Source organism: Corynebacterium sp. HMSC08F01 (assembly GCF_001807545.1).
GTDB lineage: Bacteria > Actinomycetota > Actinomycetes > Mycobacteriales > Mycobacteriaceae > Corynebacterium > Corynebacterium coyleae.
This window is the reverse complement of sequence record NZ_KV789270.1, coordinates 15,145-32,712: the sequence shown is the minus strand read 5'-3', so window position 1 is coordinate 32,712 and position 17,568 is coordinate 15,145. Positions and strand designations below refer to the sequence as shown.

The window sequence follows — 17,568 nt, the reverse complement described above, 5'->3', positions numbered from 1 at the left end:
GGCGCCGTTGTGTCGCTATCACAATCGGGTGAATGATGATGACCCGTGGCGGAAGAAACGTGGCCGGATCGTGATGGTGCGGGGTGCCCCAGTATGGATTTCGCCCCGCGGGTATCCGGTGAAAAACACCAACCGCGGGGCAATGGACCAACTATTTGGCGAGGCGCTCCCGACGTAACTGGGTGACATCCTCGAGATCAAGCGGGGCCAACTCCGCAAGCGGCACGTCCAGCGCGCGTGCAATGAGCAAATCCGCCAACTGCGGGTTTCGCGCGAGCGCCGGACCGTGCATGTACGTGGCGATCACGCTGCCCTGCACCACGCCGTCAACCCACTCTTCGTCGGTGGAGCCTGCGACACCGACGCCATTACCGACGCCGCGCGTCACCACGCCCAGCGCCTGCGCCTCGGGCCCGAGCACGGTGGCGCCCATGTGGTTCTCAAAACCAGTTAGCGGCTCGGTCAGTTCGGCGGTGATGCCGGCCTGCGTCGGCTCGGACAGGAGTTCGCCCGTCGCGCGGGTATCCAACGGCGACGTGGTGATGTCCAGAAGCCCCACGCCCTCAACCTCCTCGCCATGCGCACGGAACGTGTGACCCAACACCTGCAAACCGGCGCACACCGCGAAGACCGGACGCCCATCCGCGGCAGCCGCCTGCAGCCCCGGCGAGGCGTTCAGGCGGGCAGCCGCGATTAACTGGGCGGAGTCCTCGCCGCCGCCGAGGGTGTAGATGTCACAGGTGGCGGGGATGTCGTGGTTAAGCAAAAAGCGCTCGATGTGCACATCGAAACCACGCAGACGCGCACGCTCACGCAACACCAACGCATTGCCATCATCGCCGTAGGTACCCAACACGTCGGGCAACACAAGACCAATGGTGAGTTTAGGCACGGTAATCCTCCTGCTTCGACAGCGCGCGGCGCAGATTCAGCAACGCCGTGTAGTTGGCCAGCACCTCCACGCGACCCGGCGGGCAGGCGCGAATCGCCTCCACGGGGTCGGGGATGCGCTCGTGGTCAATGCCGCCGTACGTCAGACGCACCGCAAGGTCGGTGGCGCGCTCGCCCGAGGCGATGACGTGGGTGTCGCCGAAATCCTCAAACTTGACGTCCCACAGCCACGAGACGTCCTCGCCGTCGCCCTGCTTGGCGTTGACGGCGATGACCACGCCGTCGGCGTCACGGTCCACCATGGACAGCGCCTCCTGCCAGCCGGCGGGATTCTTGGCCAGCAGCAGGTGGATGTCGTGGTCGCCGAGGTGGACGGTGGTGTAGCGTCCCGCGACGTTATCCACCTCACTGGCGGCACGGACGGCATCGTCGAGCGGCACTCCGAAGGCCTCGACGGCACATGCGATGGCTTGGGCGGCGTTGCCCCGGTTCGCGCGCCCGGGCAGTTTCAGGTCGAGCACCGCTGCGCCTTGCGGGGTTTGCAGGGCGTTGTCGGTGACGGTGTATTGCGGGGTGGGGCGGCGGAATTCGCGGCCGTCGGGGAGTTTTTCGACGGCGTACCAGTCAGTTTCTTCGTCGTGCGTGACGGAGGAACGCACGATGTGCCCGCCGGAGCGTGGGTTGGTCACGGAGTCGCCGAGCCAGCCGGCGCCCGCGGCGACCCAGATGACGTTGGGGTGGTCGTAGGCGATCGAGGAGATGAGCACATCATCGCAATTAGCGACGACCACCGCATCCGGATGCGCCATCACCGCCGCACGGAGCGCGCGTTCGATGGAGTTGATCTCGCCGACGCGGTCCAATTGGTCGCGCGTGAGGTTCAGAAGGACGAACGCTTTCGGCTGCAGGCGCTCGGCAACTTTGGGGACGTGCAGTTCGTCGCACTCGAGCACGATGGCCTCCGCGTCTTTGCCGGCGAGCAAAGCGGAGATGATGCCGGCGTCCATGTTGTCGCCGCCGTCGTTGGTGGCCACGGTGTGCTTTGTGCGCACGGCGCCGGCGAGCATGCGGGTGGTGGTGGATTTGCCGTTGGTGCCGGTGACCAGCACGGTGGGGCGGCCGCCGCCGAGGGTGGCCATGATGTTCGGGTCGATCGCGCCTGCGACGAGGCCGCCGATCATGCCGCCGGCGCCGCGTCCGGTGGCGCGGGAGGCTGCGGTGGCGAGGTTGGCTGCGGTCGTCGCTAGGCGTGCCCGGGCTCGGGAGATGGGTCCTTGCATGCGCACAAGGCTACTCTGCGGGGGTCATGTCTCCTAGTAGGCGGGCGAATTCGTCGCCGGAGACGACGGGGATGTTTTTGCGGTCGGCGTGCATGGCTTTGCCGCGGAGTTCGGCGCCGCGGAGTTTGGCGTCGGAGACGGCGACGGAGGTTTCGCGGGTGAGTTTTTCGCGGTAGGTCAGGCCTGCGCGCATGGCGGCGTCGATGAGGTCGTCGGGGTTGCGGCTGATGTCGTCGGAGATGACGAATTCCATGCCGGGTTTGAGTCCGTCGTTGTTGAGTGTGCCGGGGTTTGCGGTGAGTGCGGGGGCTTTTTCGGCGTCGACGCGGGTGGCGCTTCGTTGGAGGCCGAATTTGTCGCCTGTGAGGTCGGCGGGGTTGTAGGTGGCGGGGTTGTCGGCCATGTGGAGGTACATGGCGATGAGTTTGAGGGTTTGTTCGCGGGAGAAGTCGGCTTCGGGGACCTGCGCGCGTTCGAGCGATGCGGTTGCGGGTGGGGATGCGACGCCAATCATGTTGGCGACTGCGTTGATGCGGGTGTCTGTGGGGATGTGGCCATTGCGTTGCGACGACGCCAGCACGTCCACAATCATCTCCGGCCGCGGCACGTGTCCGACGCGTTGGCGTCGTTTGTTGCCTCGGCCGCGGCGTGAGCGGTTGGCGCGGGCGGCGGCGTTCATGGCGCGTTTCGCCTCGGAGACGATGAAGCCCCAGGTGGTGGGGGCGTCGTGGACGATGAGGGTGCGGCCGTCGAGAAGTTTGTCCAGTGTGCGCAGGTGGCGGGAGAAGCGTGGCGCTTGGGCGAAGTCGTGTGGGGTGAGGCCGTGGGTGTGGGCGGGGCCGGGGTCGGTGCCGGGGTTGATCACGGCGTGGAAGTCTTCGCCGATGCGGCCGGAGGCGTCGAAGGTGACTGCGTCGATGGTGAGCAGGCGTGCGGTGGCCGGGTGGATGCCGGTTGCCTGCACGAATACTGCGACGAAGGGGTAGTCACTCATTGTTCAGAGGGTACTACGGCTCGGTGACCTCATACAGTGGGCGGTCGAGCGGGGCGTTGGATCGGACTTTGAAGCCGCCGATGGAGTATTCGTATGGGCGTGGGTCGGGCGCCGGGGCAGGTGCGGGTGCGGGTGCGGGGGCAGGAGCCGGTGCTTGCTCTTGTGCCGGCGCGGGTGCGGGCGCAGGTGCGGGTGCCGGGGCGGGTGCGGGAGCGGGCGCAGGCGCCGGTACGGGCAGTTGCTGCTGTGGGGTGGGTACGCGTACGGCGGGGACGCTTGGCGCGGCGGGCGATTCGGACGGCTCGAGCGATTCCGACGCCTCCGACGGTTCGGACGTCTCGGGCGTCTCCGACTCAGACGATTCCGACGATTCCGACGTGGTCGTGTTGGTGACGGTTTCGGGGAAGGGGGAGACGGAGCGTTGGTCTTCGCGCCAGGATGCGCTGATCATGGTGGTGCCGACGACGGTGACGGCGACGGCGATGACGGCGGCTCCGGCGGCGACGAGTCGGCCGGCGATGCCACTGTTGCCTGCGGTGTCGAGTTCGGCGTTGTCTTCGGTGTCGGCGGCGAGGGCTGCGGCTTCGGCGTCGACGGTGGCGAAGAATCCGGTGTCGTTCTCGCGTGGCAGGGCGGGCAAAAATGGCAGGGGTGAGATGTTGAGGTCGCCGGTGTGGGGTGCGGCGTCGATGGTCAGCGTGTGGCCGTCGGCGGTGCCGCGGGCGACGACGGTGAGGTCGCGTGCGGTGAGGTCGGCGATCGTGTCGGCAAGCTCCGGGGCCTCTAGCTTTGCGACGACCCGCCCATCGACCGACACGTCCCCACCCGGAGCGATCACTGCGAGGACTTGGGTGGGGTGTTGGTCGGTTCCGTACGGGCCCACCGCGTAGGCCTGGCCGCTGGGGAGGAGGACCCAGGGGGCGCGGGGTGGTTCGTTGGTGGGGATGGACAGGCTGGGGACGGCGAGGTCGAGGACGATGTCGTTGCCGTCGATACGCGCGCGCACTTGGGGTGCGAAGCCGTGGCGGGCGATGTGGTCGAGGTCGGCGCGGCGTCCGGCGCTGAGTGTGCCAACCACGGCGTCACCGTGCAGTACCTCGAACCCGCCTCGGTCGAGGGGGTTGAGGGTAGCGGTGAAGGGGGTGGCGGTGGGGTCGTCGATAAGCGGGTGCTCAATGGGGACGTCGAATCCGCCACCGGGTACCGCGTAGGTTCGCATCCGTTCTCCTCACCGCCTGCAAAGGTGTGCCCAAGTATAGACCTCTTGGGCAGGGCGGCCTAGTTCTTGACGTAGGAACGGTTCACAGCCGACACGATCGCTTCAAGCGAGGCACGTGTGGTGGAGCCGGCAATGCCGACGCCCCAGGCGGAGGTGCCGTCGACGTCGGCGTAGATGTAGCAGGCTGCGTCGGCGTCGTCGCCTGCGGTGCGGGCGCGCTGCGAGTAGTCCTGTACTTCGAAGTCGATGCCGATCTGCTCGAGTGCGTTGGCGAACGCCGCGATGGGGCCGTTGCCGGAGCCTTGCACTTCTCGACGAGCCCCCTCGTACGACACCACCGCCGACACGCGCGTGTCTTCGCCTTCTTCTTCGGCGGCGTCGATGCGGTAGGACGCCAGGTCCAGCGGGGTGTCCAGGTCGAGGTACGTCTGGGCGAAGATGTCCCACATGTTCTTGGAGTTGACTTCGCCGCCTTCGGAGTCGGTGATGTTTTGCACCACGGCGGAGAATTCGGGCTGCATGGCCTTGGGCATGTTGATGCCGTGGTCGGTCTTCATGATGTAGGCAACGCCACCCTTGCCGGATTGGGAGTTGACGCGGATGACGGCTTCGTAGGTGCGGCCGACGTCCTTGGGGTCGATTGGCAGGTAGGGCACTTCCCAGGTGGTGTCGCGCAGTTCGTCCCAGGTGACGTCTTCGCTGGTGGCGTCGGGGCGGACGGTTTGGGCGAGCGCGTCGAGGCCCTTGTTGATGGCGTCTTGGTGGGAGCCGGAGAATGCGGTGAAGACGAGGTCGCCGCCGTATGGGTGGCGTTCGGGGACGCGCAGTTGGTTGCAGTATTCGACGACGTCGCGGATGCGGGAGATGTCGGAGAAGTCGATTTGGGGGTCGACGCCTTGGGTGAGCATGTTCAGGCCGAGGGTGATCAGGTCGACGTTGCCGGTGCGTTCGCCGTTGCCGAACAGGCAGCCTTCGATGCGGTCGCCGCCGGCGAGGTAGCCGAGTTCGGCTGCGGCGACGCCGGTGCCGCGGTCGTTGTGGGGGTGCAGTGACAGGATGACGCTGTCGCGGTGCTCCAGGTTGCGGTGCATCCATTCGATGGAGTCGGCGTAGACGTTGGGGGTGATCATTTCCACGGTGGCGGGCAGGTTGATGATCATCGGGTTGTCGGCCGTGGCACCCATCTTTGCGACGACCGCGTCACAGACCTCCTTCGCAAACTCCAACTCGGTGCCCGTGAATGATTCGGGGGAGTATTCCCAGCGCCAGTTGGTGTCGGGGTAGTCGGCGGCGATGGTTTTGATCAGTTCGGCGGCGTCGGTGGCCAGGGCCTTGATCTGGTCGCGGTCCTTGCGGAATACCACGCGGCGTTGCAGTTTGGAGGTGGAGTTGTAGAAGTGCACGATGACGTTCTTCGCGCCCGCGCAGGCTTCGAACGTGCGGCGGATGAGGTGTTCACGTGCTTGGACGAGGACCTGGATGGTGACGTCGTCGGGAATCATGTCCTTTTCGATGATCTCGCGCACGAAATCAAAGTCCGTCTGCGATGCGGAGGGGAAGCCGACCTCGATCTCCTTGAAGCCCATCTCGACGAGCAGGTTGAACATGCGGCGCTTGCGTTCGGGGCTCATGGGGTCGATCAGGGCTTGGTTGCCGTCGCGCAGGTCAACGGCGCACCACTGTGGCGCGTGCGTGATTTTCTTGTCGGGCCAGGTGCGGTCCGGCAGGGTGATGTCTTCTACTTCTTGGGCGAACGTCAGGTAGCGCTCGACTGGCATTTGGGAGCCGCGCTGCTTGTTCCAGGCGGGTTGGCCTTCGTTGCGTGGGCCGGAGGGGGTTTGGATTTCGCGGGGTGCAAAGAAGTCGGACATTGTTTGGTTCCTTCATTGTCGGGGGGTGGGGGTGTCCACGGCCGGCAATGAGAAACTCCGCGACGGGGTGCCGGCCGTGTTAGTGGGCCTGATTCCCGCCGCGGCGTAGAAGGAGAAGCGTCCGTTGCGACATGCGTCACACCCTACATCACTTTACGGAGACGCGTGTGAGGAATGCCGCCGAGATGAGCATCACGCTTATCGACGACCCCACCAACACGTACCCCAACACCGACTGGTGCCTGAAGCTTTCACCCAGCAACGTCAGACTGAGCGAGAACGCCAGCAGGGGTTCGACGATCTTGGAGGCTGGCAGGGAGGTGGCCAGGTTGCCGGCGGCGAAGGCGTATTGCTGCACGATGGTGCCGGCGGTCGCCGCGACCAGCATCGCCCACAGTTGCCAGGAGGCGAGCAGTCCAGAGACGCCGCCGTGGACGAACGCGTCCACCGCCACCTTGGAGAACACGGCCTGGAAGCCGAACATGGCGCCGCAGATGATGCCGTCGATGAGTGCGCGGGTGTTGGGGCGTCGTCGAGAAGCAATGGCCAATGCGAGTATGGAGACCACCGCACCGACCCCCACCACGGTGGCCCACTCCCAGGTCGCGGGCTCGCGCTCGCCGGGGATGGGGCGGCCGAACACGATCACACTCGCCACACTCGCGGTGAGGACGATCGCCCAAAACGCCTCCGCCTGGTGCATCCGGCGATGCTCCGCGCGCGCCGAAAACACCAGCGTGAGCATGAGGGAGAGCGCCAGGATCGGCTGCACTACCAGCAGGGTGCCAAACGCTAACGCCGCGGCCTGGAAACCGTAGGCGAGAAACGCCAGCCCCATCGACGCCCACCACGCCGGCCGACGCATGGATTTCACTACCGAACTGCCGTCACGCATGATCCGGTGGCGCCACACGGTGCCCGCCGCCATCGTCGCCGCCGAAAGCAGCGCGAACACAACGGCGAGAAAAATACTATGCACGGTGAATGATATTAGCGAGAGACGCCAACCAACGCTTTTGGGACGCTATTCTTGACCGTTGGAATGCACGAAGGATCCGTGGGAGGCTGACATGGCACTGATTGTCCAGAAATACGGAGGATCTTCGTTAGAAAGCGCCGAGCGCATCAACGCGGTCGCCCGGCGCATTGTGGAGACGCGCCGGGCAGGAAACGATGTGGTGGTGGTCTGCTCGGCAATGGGTGACACCACCGACGAACTGCTCGACCTGGCAGCACAGGTCAACCCGACCCCGCCGGCGCGCGAGATGGACATGCTGCTCACCGCAGGCGAGCGCATCTCCAACTCGTTGGTCGCCATGGCGGTCGACGCGCTGGGGGAGAAGGTGCAGTCCTTTACCGGCTCCCAGGCCGGCGTGATTACTACGGAGCGCCACGGCAACGCCCGCATCATCGAGGTCACGCCCGGGCGTGTGAAGGAAGCTATCGACGAGGGCAACATCGCCATCGTCGCCGGCTTCCAGGGCGTGAACCGTGAAACGAAGGACGTCACCACCCTCGGCCGCGGCGGCTCCGACACCACCGCCGTCGCGCTCGCCGCCGCATTGAACGCCGACGAGTGCGAGATCTACTCGGACGTCGACGGCGTCTACACAGCAGACCCGCGCATCGTGGCCGACGCCCGCAAACTGGACAAGCTTTGCTTCGAGGAGATGCTCGAGCTGGCCGCCAGCGGTTCCAAAATTCTTGTACTGCGCAGCGTCGAGTACGCGCGTGCCTTTAACGTGCCCCTGCGGGTGCGCTCGTCTTACAGCAACGACACCGGCACCCTGGTCGCCGGAGCATTGGAGGATATCCCCATGGAAGAAGCAGTTCTCACCGGTGTGGCCACCGACGATTCGGAAGGCAAGATCACCATCCTGGGCATCACCGACGAGGTGGGCGAGGCCGCCAAGGTGTTCCGCGCGCTCGCGGACGCTGAGGTGAACATCGACATGGTGATCCAGAACATCTCCAACATCGAGGACAACAAGACGGACATCACCTTCACCCTGCCGAAGGCCAGCGGCGCCGCCACCATGGAACTGCTGCGCGCCATGCAGGTCAACGAAGGTTGGGACGACATTACGTACGACGATGAGATCGGCAAGGTATCGCTCGTCGGCGCCGGCATGAAGTCCCACCCGGGCGTGACCGCTGATTTCTGCGACGCGCTGCGCGACGCGGGCATCAACATTGAGATGATCACCACCTCCGAGATCCGCATCACCGCCGTGGTGCGCAAGGCCGACGTGGCCGAGGCGGCGCGCGCGATCCACTCGAAGTTTGACCTCGGCGGCGACGAGCCGGCCGTGGTGTACGCAGGCACTGGACGTTAAGGAGTTTTGCAAATGACCACGCTTGCTGTTGTTGGCGCGACTGGCCAGGTTGGCCGCGTGATGCGCGACATCCTCACCGAACGTAACTTCCCGGCGGATAAGGTGCGCTTCTTCGCGTCGCCGCGCTCTGCCGGCAAGACGATTGAGTTCCGCGGCGAGGACATCGTCGTCGAGGATCTGACCAAGGTCACGGAGGAGTCCGTCGCTGACGTCGACATCGCCCTGTTTTCCGCCGGTGGCTCCACGTCGCGCGAGTGGGCGCCCGTGTTCGCCGCTGCCGGTGCGACCGTGGTGGATAACTCCTCGGCGTGGCGCAAGGACACCGACGTCCCGCTCGTCGTGTCTGAGGTCAACCCGGAGACGGTGAAGAACCTGGCCAAGGGCATCATCGCTAACCCGAACTGCACCACCATGGCCGCGATGCCAGTGCTCAAGCCGCTTCACGACGAAGCCACCCTGCGCACCCTCCGCGTCTCCTCCTACCAAGCCGTCTCCGGCTCGGGCCTCGCCGGTGTGGATACGTTGGCCAACCAGGTCGCCGAGTTGGGCGACCCCCACGTGCTGGTGCGCGACGGCGCCACCGACAAGAACAACGATTTCGGCCCGTACGTCGCCCCGATCGCGTTCAACGCCCTGCCGATGGCGGGCTCGATTGTCGACGACGGCACCTTCGAAACCGACGAAGAACAAAAACTGCGCAACGAATCCCGCCGCATCCTGGACATCCCGGAACTCAAGGTCGCAGGCACCTGCGTACGTATCCCGGTGTTCACGGGTCACACGATGGTGGTGCACGCGGAGTTTGAGAAGGAGATCACCCCGGAGCGTGCCGCCGAGGTGCTCGAGGGCGCGCCGGGCGTGCGTGTCGTCGAGGTGCCCACCCCGCGTGAGGCAACGGGTATCGACGACTCCCTTGTCGGCCGCATCCGCCAGGATCAGACCATCGACGGCAACCGCGGCCTTGTGTTCGTGGTCTCCGGCGACAACCTGCGCAAGGGTGCCGCGCTGAACACGATCCAGATCGCCGAGCTGCTGGTCTAGCCGCTAGAGGCGGCGCTCCTCTTCCTCACGCTCAGCGGCTTCGGCTGCCTCCTCGGCGGCGATCATGTCGTCGACGGTGCTGTCGTTCCACGGCTCGTCCGGGTTCGCCTTGTACTCCTCGGCCGACACGGGCTCCGTGTAGGAGATGTAGACCAGGTCGGAGGGGCTTTCGCGGTCTTCTTCGTCGTAGTCGATCTCGTCGTCGTCGAGAAGCTCTTGCGCAACTTCCTCCTCGAGTGCCTCGACGAGTTCCTCCTCATCCACGTTGGACTTGGACGTGATGTACTCGAGTTCGCGTTCCTCGTTCTTGGTAAAGCGCTCGCTCGGGTCCATCTTCTTGCGCGTCAGTTCCAGGGCGCGGCGGCGACGGTCGCCTTCCTTGCGCAGTTTCGGGATGCCGCGAAGCCACGCCAGGGTCATCACGGTGATCAGCAGGATGCCCAGGTAACCCAGGATCGGGTAGACGGTGGACACCAGCGACTGGAAGCCCACAAACGACAGCGCGAAGCCGATCAGGCAGGCGGCGACGAAGATGAGGCGGAATCGTTCTTCGCGGCCGCGGGCGAGGCGCTTGCCCAGGGCGTAGAACATGCTCAGCGAGGTGGCGAAGATCATGCCGAAGATGACCAGGGCCATGATGGTGCCCATGGTCGGGTTGAGGTCGGTGATCAGGGTGAGCAGCGGCATGTCGTCGCCTTCGACGGTCTCGATCTTCACCAGCAGCGACAGCGCCAGCAGGATCAGCATGACCAGGTAGCCCACGCCGCCCAGCAGGCCGCCGAGGCCGGCAGCGCGGGTGTCCAGTTGGTTACCGCCGATGACGATGGCCATGGACGTCACGCAGATGATGTTCAGGCCCGTGTAGTTCAGGGCGGCGACCCACCAATTCGGCAGTGACGTCTCCACGTTGGATGCGGCGATGTTGAGGGCGTCCCAGTCGGGGTGGCCGTTGACCAGGGTCCAGCCACAGCCGACGATGACGAAGATGAGCAGGAACGGGGTCAGCGCACCGATAGCGCCGGTGACCTTGTCCACGTCCAGCATGCCGAAGCCAAGCGTCATCAGCAGCATGAGCACCGCGCCGATCCAGACGGGCAGGCCGAACTGTTGGTTGAGGTTGGCGCCGGCACCGGCGAACATGACAAAGCCGATGGAGAACAGCGTCACAATGGTGGCGATGTCCAAGATCCAGCCCATGACTTTCGACGAAATCATGCCCAGCACTTCCATATGCTCCTTGGCTTGGAAGAACGAGCCGAGCTGGAGGATGGTCACGCCTGCGATCAGCATGAGGGCGGAGGAGAGGATCGCTCCCCACAGGCCCTGGGTGCCGAAGGCGGAAAAGTACAGCATGGCCTCCTGGCCGGACGCGAAGCCTGCGCCGACCACGGTGCCGATGAACGCGGCAGAGATAAGTAAGGCTTTTTTCAGCATGTAGATAATTTACTCGGTGCCAGCGATGATGTCGCGACGGGCCCGCGCAACCCGGGATCGGATGGTGCCCACGCGCACCCCTGCGATCTTCGCGGCTTCCTCGTAGGTATAGCCCAGGACCTGCGTTAATACGAGTGCTTCGCGGCGTTCGGCGGGGAGTTCGTCGAGAAGCGAGCGCGCGTCGATGACGTCACCCCACGTGTTGGGGTTGTCGGGGCTGGGGTCGGAGGCGGCGACCGTTTCGTATTCGGCGGCGGACTTGCGGGGGCGGGCCATGTCGTGGCGGACGGAGTCGACCCAGGCGCGCCGCGCGAGCGAGAGCAGCCACGTGCGCGCGGATGAGCGTGCCTGGAAGCGCGGCAGGGAGCCGAGGACGCGCAGGTAGGTCTCTTGGGTGAGGTCGTCGGCGTGTTGGGGGCCGGCGAGGTGGGCGAGCAGTCGCCATACGTCGTCTTGGGTGAGGCGGATGAATTCGGTGAGCGCGGCTTTGTCACCGCGGCCGGCGCGTAGCGCCAGTTCGGTGATGTAGCCTTCGTCGTTCCTGCTCACAACCTGTAGAGATTACAGTTTGTCGGACACCGTCACGCCGTAGAGGGAGCGGCCCATGATGAAGGAGGCGACGGAGCCGACGATCCAGACGCCGAGGATGGCGATGATGGCGCGGATGAAGTCGTTGAGGTCGAAGCCGGTGGTGGACCAGGAGTAGATGAGTTTCGCGATGACCAGGATCGGAAACGCAATGACTACCAGGGGGCCGAGCAGGTTGACGCGGGTCAGCGCGTCGGGGGCGCGCAGTTGCAGGATGGTGGCTGCGATGACGCAGATGGTGGCCAGGATGACCAGGGCTGCGACGACGATTTCGGAGATAGTCATTAGCGGCGTCCTCTCGAGATGATGCGGGCCATGGAGATCGTTGGGACTACGCCGCAGACGATGCCGGCGAGGATGGGGATCTCGTAGGCGATGGACGAGGTGTTCCACAGGGTCCAGACGAGGAAGATGGCGATCATGCCGTAGAAGACCATGTCGGCCATGACGGCGCGAGATAGTTCGTCTTTGGTCAGGATGACCGCTGCAAGGGAGATGAGCAGGCAGATGGCCATGATGATGAGGCAGGCCTGCATGATGGTGACAAACATTTAGCTCATCCTTTCTGCGGGCGGGACGGTGTCGTCGTCAGGCGTGGGGCCCTGGTCGACGTAGGGCTCCCAGGTGACGGGTTTCGGGTCGATGGGGCTATTGCGTAGCGACGGCCGCACGTGCTCCTCCATATCCGCCAGCCCCGCGATGATGTCTTCCGGGTCGGAGCCGAACGCGGCTTGCACCAGCAGAGTGATGGGGCCGCCGGGCTCGGTGGGGTGACGCAGGCCCATGGAGAGGGTGCCTGGGGTGGCGGTGATGGAGGTGGTGAACCAGAACACCTCCCAGTCGGTGCGCAGGCGCATGGGGTAGTAGACGACGATCGGTTCGATTTTGGCAGCCGGGTTGAATGCCTTGAACACGGCGTCGAAGCCGGCGGCGAAGATTTCTTTGATGATCCAGCAGGTGTAGCCCGCGGCGTGGATGATGCCTCGCATTAGTTATCGCCTCCGATGGAGTCGTCGCCAAGTACGGCGCTGGTGTAGGCGTCGACGTTGAGTAGGTCGTCGACTGCGGTGGTGGTGATGTCCCACATTTGGCCGGCGAAGATGAACATGCCGAGCGAGAGGATCATGAGCACCGCGGACGGCAGCATGAAGCTCACTCGCACGTTGAGTGCTTCGGGGTAGTGCTGCATGGGCCGGCCCCAGAAGACGCGCTGCCAGAGGCGCATCATGGACAGCAGTGCGCCGAAGGAGGCGACGATGATGGCGGTGATGGCTACCCAGGAGCGCCAGTCGCCGGGTGTTGCGGCGGCGAGCACGATGGTGACTTTGCCGAAGATGCCGGAAAATGGCGGGAAGCCGACGATGGAGAACGCGCCGGCGACGAAGACCGCAGAGGTCCATGGGTCGCGCCGGGCGATGCCGGAGAGTTTGGCCATGGTGCCGGTGCCGTAGGTTTCTTCGATCGCGCCGGAGTTGAGCACCAGGGCGGCGATGGTGACCATGTGGTGCAGGGTGTAGAGCAGGCCGGCGGCCAGGGCGTAGCGCGCGTCGTCGTTAGTGAATGCCAGCATGATGAGGATGAACGGCATGCCGTTGACCATCTGGTAGGCGAGCACGCGGCGCATGGTGGATTCCGCCAGGCCTGCGTAGCCGCCGATGATCATGGAGATGACCATGACCACGATCAGCAGGGTGTTCCAGCGTGGGTCCATGTCGAACATGATCACCCAGATGCGGAAGAGCATGTAGACGGCGACCTTGGTGTGCAGGCCGGAGAACAGGCCCATCACGGCGGCCGAGGTGGACGGGTAGGTGCGTGGCAGCCAGGTGTAAACGGGGAACACGCCTGCCTTGGCCGCAATTGCGATGACGACGATGCCGGCGGCCACAGTTGCCGGGCCGTTGCCCGCAGCCACACCCTGCAGGGAGGCGAGGTTGACCACGCCGGTGACGGCGTAGAGGTAGCCCACGCCGAGCACCAGCATTGTCGACGCCGCCAGGTTGACCAGCACGAACATACGCGCCGACAGGAGGCGGTGGCGGGTGCCCGACATGGCGATCAGGCCGTAGGAGGGCAGGAGGCAGACCTCGATCATGACGAAGAAGTTGAACAGGTCCGCGGTCAGCAGCGCGCCGCACACGCCGGTGATCAGCACCAGCGACAACGGTGTGTAGAAGCGTGCTTGGGTTTCGCCGACGGCGATGGCGAACCAGTTGGAGGTCAGCGCCACGATCATGGTGGTCACGATCATCACCGCGGAGAACGTATCCGCGGCAAACGAGATGCCAACGCCGCCTTGGTACAGGCCGATGACGTGGGCGATCGTGCCGTGCTCAGCGGTGTAGAGGTAGAGCCACACACCCAGTGTCAGGTTGATCGCCGGGATGGCGATGGCGATCGTGTTGTTGAGCTTCCTCCAGGGGCTCAGCGCCGTGACCGCGGAGACGATCAGCGGTAGCGCAACGAAGATAGGCAGGATTGCGTCGACGGCCATTAGTCTTTCACCTTCAGATCATTGTTGGTGACGTGGCTGATCTCGCGTGCGCGGATCTCTTCCAGCTTCTTGGGGTTGAGGCGCGCGTTGCGGCCGGCGGTGGACAGCGCGGAGGGGCTGAGCCACATCTTGGAGTAGCCGGCGTCGGTGCCGGTGGGTTGCTCGGCGGTGTCGTCGTTACGCCCGAGCGATGCGAGCATAAGCAGGATCGTGGTGGTTGCCATTGCGATGACGATGGCGGTCAGCACAAATGCCTGCGGCAACGGGTCGCCCATGTCCTCGAAGGGGACGCGGGAGGGGAATGCTTCGCCGCGCCAGGAGCCCACGCCTGCGGCGAGCAGGGTGAGGTTGGAGGCGTGGCCGAATAGGGACATGCCGAAGACGATGCGCACCATGCCGCGTTGGAGTACGAGGTAGATGGATCCCGCGACGAGGACCGCGATGGTAAGTGCCATGACCATGGGTTAAGGCTCCTTCGTGATGACCGGCTGCGGGTCGTGTGCCGGGTTGATCGGGTCGGGGTGTGCGTCCACCGGGTTTTCCGGCGGCAGCGGCTCGGGGATGGACGGCAGTGGGTTTTCGGCTTCGTCGCGCGAGTAGTCCAGGTCGGACAGGTCGGCGCCGGGGCGGAGGTAGCCGCCGAGTGCGTTGATGGCGGCGGTGACCATGCCAAGCACGGCGAGGTAGATGCCGAAGTCGAAGATCAGGGAGGTGGTCATGTGTTCGCCGGCGATCTCGCCGTGGATGGCGTACATGAAGCCGCCTTCGATGAAGCCGAGGAAGCCGGAGGAGATCGCGATGATGATGCCCCAGCCGGTCAGGCGGATTGGGGTGAAGTTCTTCACCACGTCGGCATCCGAGCCGCGGGAGAGGTAGTTGATGGCGAATGCGGTTGCCATGACCAGAGCTGCGACGAAGCCGCCGCCTGGTGCGGTGTGGCCGCGGAAGAAGATGAGCACCGACAGTACGACGAGTACCGGGGCGACAAGCGCGGCAGCCTTGCGCAGTGGGATGGAGTTGAGCTGCGATTGGCCGAACGGGCGCGGGCGCGTGCCGGCTTCGAAGAGGTGGCGCGGCATGGAGGCAACCACGGCGGCGATGACCACGGCGGCCATGCCGAGTACGGAGAGTTCGCCGAGGGTATCGAAGCCACGGAATTCCACGATGATCACGGCGACGATGTTGTCGGCACCGGTGACGTCGCCGCCTTCGGTGAGGTACCACTCGGCGAGTTCGGAGCGGCCGCGGCGGCCGGTCAGTCCGTAGACGCCGAAGAAGGCAACGACGCCGGCGAGCAGTGCGAATACAGCAGCAAGTGCTTTACGACGAGGCTTCGTCTCCGGGAAGACGCGCGGCTGGTAGCGCAGTACGACCAGAATGACCACGACGGTGAGTGCCTCGACGAGGAATTGGGTGAGCGCCACGTCCGGGGCGCCGAGCATGAACATTTGCAGGGTCATGCCCACGCCCACGGTGCCCAGCAGTACGGCGGAGGCCAGGCGGGAGCGGGTGAACACCATGCCAAGGACCGACATGGCGATGATGGCGAATGGGATGAGGTCCCACCACACGTCGAGGCCTTCGGCGCGGTCGGCTGGGGTCACACCGTCGATGCCGTCGGTGAGGCCGATGACGCACAGGCCCATGGCGGTGACGGAGGCCAGCAGTGGGAAGAGGTGGCGTGACGGGTTGAAGCCGTCGGCCAGCTTGCCCAGTTGCTCGCCGAAGTCGGACAGGCCGCGGGTGAGACGGAAGAGGATTTCGGGGCCGTCGGCAGGCAGGAGTTGCTTGTTGCGCAGTGCTGCGAAGACGGGCTTGCGGAAGGCAACTGCGAAGATCACGCCGGCGATCAGAACGATCAGGGAGACGATGAACGGTGCGGTCAGGCCGTGCCAGATGGCCAGGTGGGTGGTGAAGGTGTCGTCGCCAGTAATTGCGCGCACACCTGCTGAGACGGGGTTGTCCACCCAGAACAGCATGAACGGCAGGACGACGGACATCCAGCCCGGCAGGGCGGCCGGCAGCCAGAGGGCAACGGGGGCTTCGTGGACGTGCGACATGTCCTTCGGGCCGTCCACGAATGCGCCGAAGACGATCTTCAGCGAGTACAGGAACGTCAGGAATGCGGCGAAGCCGGCGATGATGAGTAGGGCCATGCCGTAGGGAGCTTCGTGGAAGGCGTCGAGGATGGATTCCTTGGACACGAAGCCGAACAGCGGTGGAACCGCGGCCATGGAGGCGGCCGCGACCACGGTGGAGGCGAACGTGAACGGCATCTTGTCGTAGAGCTTGCCCAGGCGGCGCATGTCGCGGGTGCCGGCCTCGTGGTCGACCACGCCGATGAGCATGAACAGCGAGGACTTAAACAGTGCGTGCGCCAACGTGTGGGTCAGTGCCGCGGCCAAGCCGATGGGGGAGCCGACGCCGATAGCGGCAACGATCCAGCCGAGGTGCGACACGGTGGAGTAGGCGGTGAGGTGCTTTAGGTCCGTCTTGGTGATGGCAAAGCACGCCGACATGATTGCCGTGAACAGGCCGATGATGACCAGCAGGTAGTTCCAGGCGGCGACGTCCGAGAACACAGTGGAGAAGCGCAGCAGCAAGTACACGCCGGCCTTGACCACGGCGGCGGCGTGCAGGAACGCGGACACCGGGGTGGCGGCAGCCATGGCTTCGGGCAGCCAGAAGTGGAACGGGAACTGCGCAGCCTTGGTGAATGCGGAGAACGCGATCAGCAGCGCGACGACAACGGTGACGCGGTTGTCGCCCCACACGTCCGCGGCCAAAATATCCGTCAGGCGCGTCGTGCCTGCCTGGATGGCGGCGACCGCAAGGCCCGCCAAAAGCGTCAGGCCACCGAAGAAGGTCAGGATCAGGGTGCGGTACGAGCCGGCCTCACCCGACGAGCCGGATCGGGCGATCAGCATGAACGACGCGATGGAGACGAGCTCCCAGGCGATGAAGAGCAGCACGGCGTCGTCGGCAAGCACAAGCAACAGCACAGACAGCGTGAAGGCCGTCATGATGGTGTAGAAACTCGTGTTGCCTTGCTTTTCGGGCAGGTAGGCGGCGGAGTAGACGAACACTACACCGCCGATGACCAGCGCAAGCAGCGCGAAGAAGATGCCTAAGCCGTCCGCGCGCAGTGCGAACTCGATTGCGGAGCCGGTACCCATCACATCGCGCGCCCACACGAACGACCACAACAGGTCGCTGCCCTGGGAAACGGCGGTGAAGTTGGTGCCCAGCACACCTGCGGCAGCGAACAGCAGTGCTGCGAGCGGGTACCCGGCTTTCCTGTCCATGACTCGCACCAGCAGCGGCGAAAGCACCACCGTTGCTGCAACGAGCCCGATGACGAGGGGGAGAGTCATGGTGAACCCTTTTCAAAGGTTTGTAAGGGATTGGCAATGAACGTTA

Annotated in this window: 16 protein-coding genes; 2 read left to right on the top strand and 14 right to left on the bottom strand. The window is 64.9% G+C overall.

Features of this window, described 5'->3' with window-relative positions; all coding sequences use genetic code 11:
• Positions 1–151: 151 nt before the first annotated feature.
• The 6 genes from HMPREF3171_RS00745 to HMPREF3171_RS00720 form a co-directional block, all read right to left on the bottom strand.
• On the bottom strand, positions 152–892 hold the full coding sequence (locus HMPREF3171_RS00745; protein ID WP_070482202.1) for a type 1 glutamine amidotransferase: 741 nt from the start codon (positions 890–892) through the stop codon (positions 152–154).
• Positions 885–2,171 carry a Mur ligase family protein gene (locus HMPREF3171_RS00740; protein ID WP_070482200.1) on the bottom strand — a complete coding sequence of 429 codons (1,287 nt, stop codon included), beginning with the start codon at positions 2,169–2,171 and terminating at the stop codon, positions 885–887. Before HMPREF3171_RS00740 ends, HMPREF3171_RS00745 begins: the two co-directional genes overlap by 8 nt.
• Before the next feature lie 10 nt (positions 2,172–2,181).
• A complete protein-coding gene (locus HMPREF3171_RS00735; RefSeq protein WP_070482198.1) occupies positions 2,182–3,165 on the bottom strand; it encodes an exonuclease domain-containing protein in 984 nt (327 codons plus the stop codon).
• Positions 3,166–3,178: 13 nt separating this feature from the next.
• Entirely contained in the window at positions 3,179–4,384 is a 1,206-nt protein-coding gene (locus HMPREF3171_RS11740) for a hypothetical protein (protein WP_070482197.1), read from the bottom strand.
• 59 nt (positions 4,385–4,443) lie between these two features.
• Positions 4,444–6,255 (bottom strand): 2-isopropylmalate synthase, encoded by a 1,812-nt coding sequence (gene leuA / locus HMPREF3171_RS00725; RefSeq protein ID WP_070482195.1) that lies wholly within the window; start codon positions 6,253–6,255, stop codon positions 4,444–4,446.
• Between the two features lie 148 nt (positions 6,256–6,403).
• Positions 6,404–7,234 carry a DMT family transporter gene (locus HMPREF3171_RS00720; RefSeq protein WP_070482193.1) on the bottom strand — a complete coding sequence of 277 codons (831 nt, stop codon included), beginning with the start codon at positions 7,232–7,234 and terminating at the stop codon, positions 6,404–6,406.
• Positions 7,235–7,325: 91 nt separating this feature from the next.
• On the opposite strand from HMPREF3171_RS00720, the gene HMPREF3171_RS00715 reads away from it, so the two are divergent.
• Positions 7,326–8,591, top strand: a complete 1,266-nt coding sequence (locus HMPREF3171_RS00715) for an aspartate kinase (RefSeq protein WP_070451630.1) — start codon at positions 7,326–7,328, stop codon at positions 8,589–8,591.
• Between the two features lie 12 nt (positions 8,592–8,603).
• A complete protein-coding gene (locus HMPREF3171_RS00710; protein ID WP_070482191.1) occupies positions 8,604–9,632 on the top strand; it encodes an aspartate-semialdehyde dehydrogenase in 1,029 nt (342 codons plus the stop codon).
• Positions 9,633–9,635: 3 nt separating this feature from the next.
• Here the strand turns inward: HMPREF3171_RS00710 and HMPREF3171_RS00705 are convergent, their stop codons facing one another.
• From HMPREF3171_RS00705 to HMPREF3171_RS00670, 8 genes are read right to left on the bottom strand one after another with little or no spacing between them, the layout of a single operon-like run.
• Complete coding sequence (locus HMPREF3171_RS00705) at positions 9,636–11,066, bottom strand: YkvI family membrane protein (RefSeq protein ID WP_070421571.1); 1,431 nt, start codon at positions 11,064–11,066, stop codon at positions 9,636–9,638.
• Positions 11,067–11,075: 9 nt separating this feature from the next.
• Positions 11,076–11,615 (bottom strand): RNA polymerase sigma factor, encoded by a 540-nt coding sequence (locus tag HMPREF3171_RS00700; RefSeq protein ID WP_070421570.1) that lies wholly within the window; start codon positions 11,613–11,615, stop codon positions 11,076–11,078.
• A 12-nt stretch (positions 11,616–11,627) separates the two neighbouring features.
• Positions 11,628–11,939, bottom strand: coding sequence for a Na+/H+ antiporter subunit G (locus tag HMPREF3171_RS00695; RefSeq protein WP_070482189.1), 312 nt, complete (start codon positions 11,937–11,939; stop codon positions 11,628–11,630).
• Positions 11,939–12,205 carry a cation:proton antiporter gene (locus HMPREF3171_RS00690; protein ID WP_070421568.1) on the bottom strand — a complete coding sequence of 89 codons (267 nt, stop codon included), beginning with the start codon at positions 12,203–12,205 and terminating at the stop codon, positions 11,939–11,941. The genes HMPREF3171_RS00695 and HMPREF3171_RS00690 overlap by 1 nt, the downstream gene beginning before the upstream one ends.
• Positions 12,206–12,643 (bottom strand): monovalent cation/H+ antiporter subunit E, encoded by a 438-nt coding sequence (locus HMPREF3171_RS00685; RefSeq protein WP_070482187.1) that lies wholly within the window; start codon positions 12,641–12,643, stop codon positions 12,206–12,208.
• The gene (locus tag HMPREF3171_RS00680) at positions 12,643–14,148 is read right to left on the bottom strand and encodes a monovalent cation/H+ antiporter subunit D family protein (protein ID WP_070482185.1); all 1,506 of its coding nucleotides are present in this window, start codon (positions 14,146–14,148) and stop codon (positions 12,643–12,645) included. The genes HMPREF3171_RS00685 and HMPREF3171_RS00680 overlap by 1 nt, the downstream gene beginning before the upstream one ends.
• Positions 14,148–14,609 carry a sodium:proton antiporter gene (locus HMPREF3171_RS00675; protein ID WP_070482183.1) on the bottom strand — a complete coding sequence of 154 codons (462 nt, stop codon included), beginning with the start codon at positions 14,607–14,609 and terminating at the stop codon, positions 14,148–14,150. Before HMPREF3171_RS00675 ends, HMPREF3171_RS00680 begins: the two co-directional genes overlap by 1 nt.
• 3 nt (positions 14,610–14,612) lie before the next feature.
• Positions 14,613–17,522, bottom strand: coding sequence for a DUF4040 family protein (locus HMPREF3171_RS00670; protein WP_070482181.1), 2,910 nt, complete (start codon positions 17,520–17,522; stop codon positions 14,613–14,615).
• Between the last annotated feature and the right edge of the window lie 46 nt (positions 17,523–17,568).